Origin of the sequence: Sulfurovum sp. (assembly GCF_041562805.1) — a bacterium.
In the GTDB taxonomy this organism is placed as follows: domain Bacteria; phylum Campylobacterota; class Campylobacteria; order Campylobacterales; family Sulfurovaceae; genus Sulfurovum.
Genome location: NZ_JBFFOH010000152.1, coordinates 1 through 5,972, shown reverse-complemented (window position 1 = coordinate 5,972; position 5,972 = coordinate 1). Strand labels below are relative to the sequence as shown.

Here is a 5,972-nt window from a genome sequence, read left to right as displayed (position 1 = left end):
TTATACTCTTCAAGTATATTTTTCCAAGATTTTTCTATGTTAGATACAATTTTCAGTAGCGGTATAGCCGGAAGTTCTTCTACACCGATTTCGATAAGTAGTGCTTGTGTCATTTAGGGTTTCCTAGTGAAATAATAATAGCTATTATTTTACCTAAGAGTTGGTAAAGAGGGGGTTAGTCCTGCTTTTCCTCTTTATCTACCTCATCTTGCATATCTATACGTCTACCCTCATCATCAAATTTACTCTTATAATAATTTTTCACGATCCCAAACGTGATAAATGCAAATAAGAACATAGCGATGATGTAAAGAATATCTCCAAATGACATATTAATGCTCCAAGGTATTGGCTATAGTGATCTTTTTAAAGCCTTCATAGTTTTGGCGCAATGCATCATAAATAACAATACCCACACTCACACCAAGGTTCAGGCTTCTGCCTTTTCCACCCATGGGGATAGTTATACAACGATCAGGATGGGCAAGTAAGACTTTTTCATCTATGCCTTTAGTTTCAGAACCAAAAAGAATATAATCATCTTTTTTAAATTCAGCATTAAAATAAAGATTATCTGTTTTTGTGGTTGCCATATATGAATTTTCACCTATAGGATGTGCAGCCAGAAACTCAGCGAAACTTTCCCATACAACAAGGTCTAAATCTTTCCAATAATCAAGTCCTGCACGTTTTACCGCTTTATCATCTATGTCAAAGCCAAGTGGTTTGATGAGATGCAAAGTTGCTCCAAGATTGACACAAAGACGACCTATAGTACCTGTATTAGGTGGGATCTGAGGTTCTACCAAAACGATATTAAACATTAAAAGATAACCGTTTTATTACCATTGACAAAGACTCTGTCATGAAGGACAAGTGCCAAAGCACGTGAGAGGACTATCTTTTCACCATCACGTCCGGCTCTTTGCATATCTCTCCAGGAAAGACGATGATTAACAGGGATAACATCTTGCGCGATAATAGGCCCTTCATCCAGGTCATCTGTTACAAAGTGTGCCGTAGCTCCGATGATCTTTACACCTCGTTCAAAGGCTTGCTTATACGGATTTGCTCCTATGAAAGCAGGAAGAAAAGAGTGGTGAATGTTGATGATCTTTTCTGGATATGCTTTTACAAAAGTAGGTGTAAGGATACGCATATACTTTGCAAGCACTATATAATCAAACTCAAATTCACCTATAAGCTTCATCACATGCTCCTCATGTTCTTCTCTGCTCATATCATCCGCCGGAATATGGAAGAAAGGGATGTCAAATCTGCGTACAAATGTCTCAAGTGTATCATGGTTTGCAATAACACACTCTATCTGTGCATCAAGTTCGCCATTTGCATGACGCACAAGAATATCACCAAGTGCATGAGACTCTTTTGTTACCATAAGGATAATTTTCTTATCTTTAGGTTCTATGACTCTTATATGTGCATCATCTGGTGTAACTGTCTTAAGTTCATTCAACAACTCTTCAATATCAAATAATCCTGTCACAACGGTACGCATAAAAAATCGACCATGCTCTTTGTCAACAAATTCGCGGTTATTGTCGATGTTTAACCCTCTGTCATAAAAAACTTTAGAGATCTTATATACCAATCCCTTTGCATCTTCACAGTCTATTAAAACCCTTGCTCTCTTTTCCATATTCACCCTAGTTACGCTTTAATTGTAAAATTATACCTATTTTTCTTTCAAACTCTTTATTTTCTCTTTAGTTCGTCGATCTAGTTCATCACCCAAAGCCTTACCCGAAAACCCTTCAGCTATCAACTCTGTAGGTGTTACTCCTCTGTCAAAAGGTTTGTCCCATACATCCAACTTTTTTGCCACAGCTATCACATCTGTATGATAATTTCCTACATACTCTATGATGCCCTCTTTAAGTGATAGATTAGCTACGAAAGAGATGCTAACATTGGTAGGGCTTGGTGATGCTGAAACTTTTTTATAGTAATTAGTGGGTGCACCCAATCTATCTAATACCTCTTTGATATCCAGTGAAAAATACTCTTTGCAAATAAAAAGAAAATAATAAGGTCTCAGTTTTTCCACAAAATGCTTTTGATTTTGTTGTAAAATCCTACTTAAAATGATAAATGTTTTTTTCTCCATACGCGCGTTAAAAAGTTGTTCTCCAATACCCAGCGCCCATAAATAATAAAGTCCATAGTGTAAGTATCTTCCCATGAACATTTTCTCAAACTCTTTAAATAAACGTTCTTTAGGCAGATCATCCAAAGAGATACTCTGACAAAGCCTACAGCTCTGTTCTTCTACTTTAAACCCAAAACGTGCAGCAAACTGCATCGCACGTAATACGCGTAAACTGTCCTCTACAAATGAGTTTTCATCTACGACACGCAGCACTTTATGTTCCAGGTCATCCAATCCATGCCAGAAGTCAAGTATCTGTTCATTTTGAATATCATACATCAAAGCATTGATCGTAAAATCCCGTCTTTTTGATGCCTCTTTTTCTTCTAATGCCAAAGAGACTTCAAATCCACGATGCCCCTTAGCTATTTTTTTCTCAGTGCGGGGTAAAGAAATATCAAGGTCATGATACTTATAGACAAAAAAACTTTTCCCTACGCCTTGCGCACCCAAATGCTCCATTGCAGTCTCAAAATTCTCTACACTGATGTTGAAACATTCGATATCATAATCTTTACATTCACATCCCAAAATGCGATCACGCACAGCACCACCAACTACATAACATTTGGCATTATAATTTTGGATCAAATAATCCGTTACTGTTGTAATATTTTGAAGTATATGAGGGTCTGTTTGTGAGAAAAAGTTTGGAAAAGATTTGATAGTGGGCATTTGTTATCCCTTTCTTATCATTATTTTAAAACAATAGTAACATCAAAAAGTTTAAATTTAAACGTAACTAGTTACGTGAGCCTTCCGCTGACAAGCAACTAAATTGCAGTGAAAACGAGGCACTAAATGCCGAGTCGTAGGAAAACTCAGCGTTAGCGTAGCGAAGACGGACTTTGTTCGTTTTGCGTCCTATTTACTCGCATAGTCTGCGATAATATCACCCATCTCACTACACGTACAGATCTCTTTTGCATCATAATCACCAATATCGCCCGTACGGTATCCTTCGCTCAATGCTTTTTTAATCGCATTATCTATTTTATCTGCTGCTTCATTTTCACCTAAAGCATAACGAAGCATCATACTTGCAGATGAGATCGTCGCCAATGGATTAGCGATACCCTGTCCAGCGATATCCGGTGCAGAACCGTGTATAGGCTCAAATAATCCTACACCCTTACCCGTACTTGCACTTGGAAGAAGACCGATAGATCCACTTAACATACTCGCAGCATCTGAAAGAATATCACCAAAGATATTTCCAGTCAGGATCACATCAAACTGTTTCGGATCACGGATAAGTTGCATTGCAGCATTATCTACATACATATGAGAAAGCTCAACTTCCGGGTAACCTTTAGCTACTTCTTCTACGATCTCTCTCCAAAACTGGCTTACTTCAAGTACATTGGCTTTATCTACAGAACAGATACGTTTCTCACGTTTCATAGCGATATCAAATGCTACTACTGCGATACGCTTTACTTCTTCTCTTGTATAGACCATTGTATTGAATGCTTTATCTTCGTGAAGTTCTCTTGGCTGACCGAAATAGATCCCACCAGTAAGTTCACGTACAACCATGATGTCTACACCTTGAATCACTTCAGGCTTAAGACTAGATGCATTCACCAACTCATCATATACCATTGCCGGTCTAAGGTTTGCAAATGTTCCCATCTCTTTACGAAGACCCAAAAGACCTGTCTCAGGACGTAAATGTCTCTCTAGTGTATCCCATTTTGGTCCACCGATCGCACCAAACAGGACAGCATCACATTTTTTTACACCCTGTATGGTCTCTTCTGGTAATGGTTCACCCGTTTCATCTATCGCAGCACCGCCAAGTAGCATCTCTTCATACTTAAGGTTAAACCCCTGTGTTACAGAAACTGCATCAAGTACTTTTATAGCTTCATCAATGATTTCAGGACCGATCCCATCACCTTTAATTACACCAATTCTATAACTTTTCATCTATTTACGCCTTTTCTGCTATTTCTTTTTTGGCAAATGCTATAAGCCCGCCTGCATCTACTAATTCCTGCATAAAGTCAGGGATAGGAGAGAACTTATATGTTTTAGCTTGAGTTACATTAATAACTTCACCCGCTGCCATATCTACTCTTACAACATCACCTTCATTGATCTCTGTGGCTTCTGCAAGCTCAAAGATAGGAAGTCCCATATTAAATGCATTTCTGTAAAAAATACGTGCAAAAGTAGGTGCAATAATAGCACTCACGCCTGCAGCTTTTAATGCAATAGGTGCATGTTCACGACTCGAACCGCAACCAAAGTTTTCACCGGCAACGATTATGTCACCCTCTGTCATTTTAGAGACAAACTCTGGGTCTGCATCTTCCATCACATATTTTGCCAACTCAGATGGCTCACTTGTATTAAGATATCTTGCTGCGATAATTAGATCTGTATCGATATTATCACCAAATTTCCAAACTTTACCTTGCAAAGTAAACTCCTATGTTGAGAGAAATAAATCCTCATAAATTTTCGCGATTATAACCAAAAAAATGAAATTTAACAAATTTAGTGCTGAAAAGTAATAAAATTTCGGTATAATCCACCTTAATTAAATCTGAGGATTTTCACCTCAACACATCAAAGGTTTTTAATGGCAACAAAAGACAGTATGAAAAGTATCGAAACATTATTTCAGTCTAAGAAAAAAGGTGATGTAGTCACACTTGAGAACATCGCAAAAGAGTTTGCTAAACAGCCGACAGCAGCACAAACAAAGAAGATCCATAAATTTGCCACTGATGCCAAAGTCGAAGTCATATCTGCTTCAGAGTATGCTAAATTTCTTACAGCTAAAGAGAAGAAGAGAAGAGAAGATGCAAGAAAAAAACTTGCAGAGGGTGGCACAGAAGACCAATTTGATCTTCATAAAGAAAAAGAACTTCTTGAGTGGAGCCGTTCAGACAGTCCTGTTAGAATGTATTTACGTGAAATGGGAAAGATTCCTCTACTTACTAAAGAAGAAGAAGTGGATCTTTCTATGCGTATCGAAGAGGGAGAAGATATCATTATTGATGCTATCTGTTCTGTCCCTTACCTTATAGGTTACATTATCAACTATAAAGAGCCTTTACTCAACCGTGAAAGACGTGTTAAAGAACTTTTCAAAAGCTTTGAAGATGAAAAAGTAGAGAAAGATGATTCTGATGATTCTGATAATGAAGCAGTGGCAAGTACGCCTAAAGATGATAAAAGGGTAAAGCTGGTTGTTGACAGCTTTAAACAGCTTGAAAAAGCAAAAAAAGAGTGGATGAAAGCACGTGAAGAACTGGATACATTCTTGGAAACCGAAGAGGATGCGGTAAAAATCCTTCAAGAACGTCTAAAAATTGCATTTAAAAAAGAAGCACTTAAAGCTGCACTTTTAAATCTTGGGCCAACCTCTAAACTGATCAATGAACTTGTTAAAGCAATGGAGACAGCGCTTAAAAGTGATGACAGTTTTGACAAAGAGCTTAAACGTTTAGAGTATAAACTTCCTCTTTTTAACGATACACTCAAAGCCAATCACATTAAACTACTTAGTAATATCATCGATATGGATAAAGATGATATTATCGATGCAGTACCTGAAACTACGATGGTAAGTACCTATGTAGAGATCAAAAAACTTTTTGAAACAAGAGAAGCGAGTAAAGGCGGCTTTGATCTTTCTGAAGAAAAGCTCCAGGAGATATTAGGACAGATCCGTCAAGGTAAAGCAAAAAGTGAAGTAGCTAAAACACGTATGGCAAAGTCTAACCTTAGATTGGTTGTATCTATCGCCAAACGTTATACGAACAGAGGGCTTCCATTCCTTGACCTT

The 5,972-nt window shown here is 37.6% G+C and carries 8 protein-coding genes; 1 reads left to right on the top strand and 7 read right to left on the bottom strand.

The window, feature by feature from the left end; translation table 11 throughout:
* From ABYK33_RS13105 to ABYK33_RS13075, 7 genes are all read right to left on the bottom strand, one after another.
* Positions 1-113 (bottom strand): hypothetical protein (locus ABYK33_RS13105; RefSeq protein ID WP_373033719.1); only part of this gene is annotated, 113 nt, incomplete at its 3' end.
* Between the two features lie 62 nt (positions 114-175).
* Positions 176-331: a hypothetical protein gene (locus ABYK33_RS13100; protein WP_373033718.1), complete on the bottom strand. Its 156-nt coding sequence runs from the start codon at positions 329-331 to the stop codon at positions 176-178.
* A gap of 1 nt (position 332) precedes the next feature.
* Positions 333-824: a tRNA (cytidine(34)-2'-O)-methyltransferase gene (locus ABYK33_RS13095; RefSeq protein ID WP_373033717.1), complete on the bottom strand. Its 492-nt coding sequence runs from the start codon at positions 822-824 to the stop codon at positions 333-335.
* Positions 824-1,660 carry a formyltetrahydrofolate deformylase gene (gene purU / locus ABYK33_RS13090; RefSeq protein ID WP_373033716.1) on the bottom strand — a complete coding sequence of 279 codons (837 nt, stop codon included), beginning with the start codon at positions 1,658-1,660 and terminating at the stop codon, positions 824-826. The genes ABYK33_RS13095 and purU overlap by 1 nt, the downstream gene beginning before the upstream one ends.
* Before the next feature lie 36 nt (positions 1,661-1,696).
* Positions 1,697-2,845 (bottom strand): CCA tRNA nucleotidyltransferase, encoded by a 1,149-nt coding sequence (locus tag ABYK33_RS13085; RefSeq protein ID WP_373033715.1) that lies wholly within the window; start codon positions 2,843-2,845, stop codon positions 1,697-1,699.
* 189 nt (positions 2,846-3,034) lie between these two features.
* Complete coding sequence (gene leuB / locus ABYK33_RS13080; RefSeq protein WP_373033714.1) at positions 3,035-4,102, bottom strand: 3-isopropylmalate dehydrogenase; 1,068 nt, start codon at positions 4,100-4,102, stop codon at positions 3,035-3,037.
* A gap of 4 nt (positions 4,103-4,106) precedes the next feature.
* Positions 4,107-4,598 (bottom strand): 3-isopropylmalate dehydratase small subunit, encoded by a 492-nt coding sequence (locus ABYK33_RS13075; protein ID WP_373033713.1) that lies wholly within the window; start codon positions 4,596-4,598, stop codon positions 4,107-4,109.
* Positions 4,599-4,760: 162 nt separating this feature from the next.
* Between ABYK33_RS13075 and ABYK33_RS13070 the strand changes: the two genes are divergently transcribed.
* The coding region (locus ABYK33_RS13070) for a sigma-70 factor domain-containing protein (RefSeq protein ID WP_373033712.1) at positions 4,761-5,972 on the top strand (1,212 nt) is incomplete at its 3' end.

What these genes read in the sequence shown, in the direction of transcription:
- ABYK33_RS13100 (WP_373033718.1), bottom strand. Translation starts at nt 331, where the DNA reads ATGTCATTTGGAGATATTCTTTACATCATCGCTATGTTCTTATTTGCA.
- leuB (WP_373033714.1), bottom strand. Translation starts at nt 4,102, where the DNA reads ATGAAAAGTTATAGAATTGGTGTAATTAAAGGTGATGGGATCGGTCCT.
- purU (WP_373033716.1), bottom strand. Translation starts at nt 1,660, where the DNA reads ATGGAAAAGAGAGCAAGGGTTTTAATAGACTGTGAAGATGCAAAGGGA.
- ABYK33_RS13095 (WP_373033717.1), bottom strand. Translation starts at nt 824, where the DNA reads ATGTTTAATATCGTTTTGGTAGAACCTCAGATCCCACCTAATACAGGT.
- ABYK33_RS13085 (WP_373033715.1), bottom strand. Translation starts at nt 2,845, where the DNA reads ATGCCCACTATCAAATCTTTTCCAAACTTTTTCTCACAAACAGACCCT.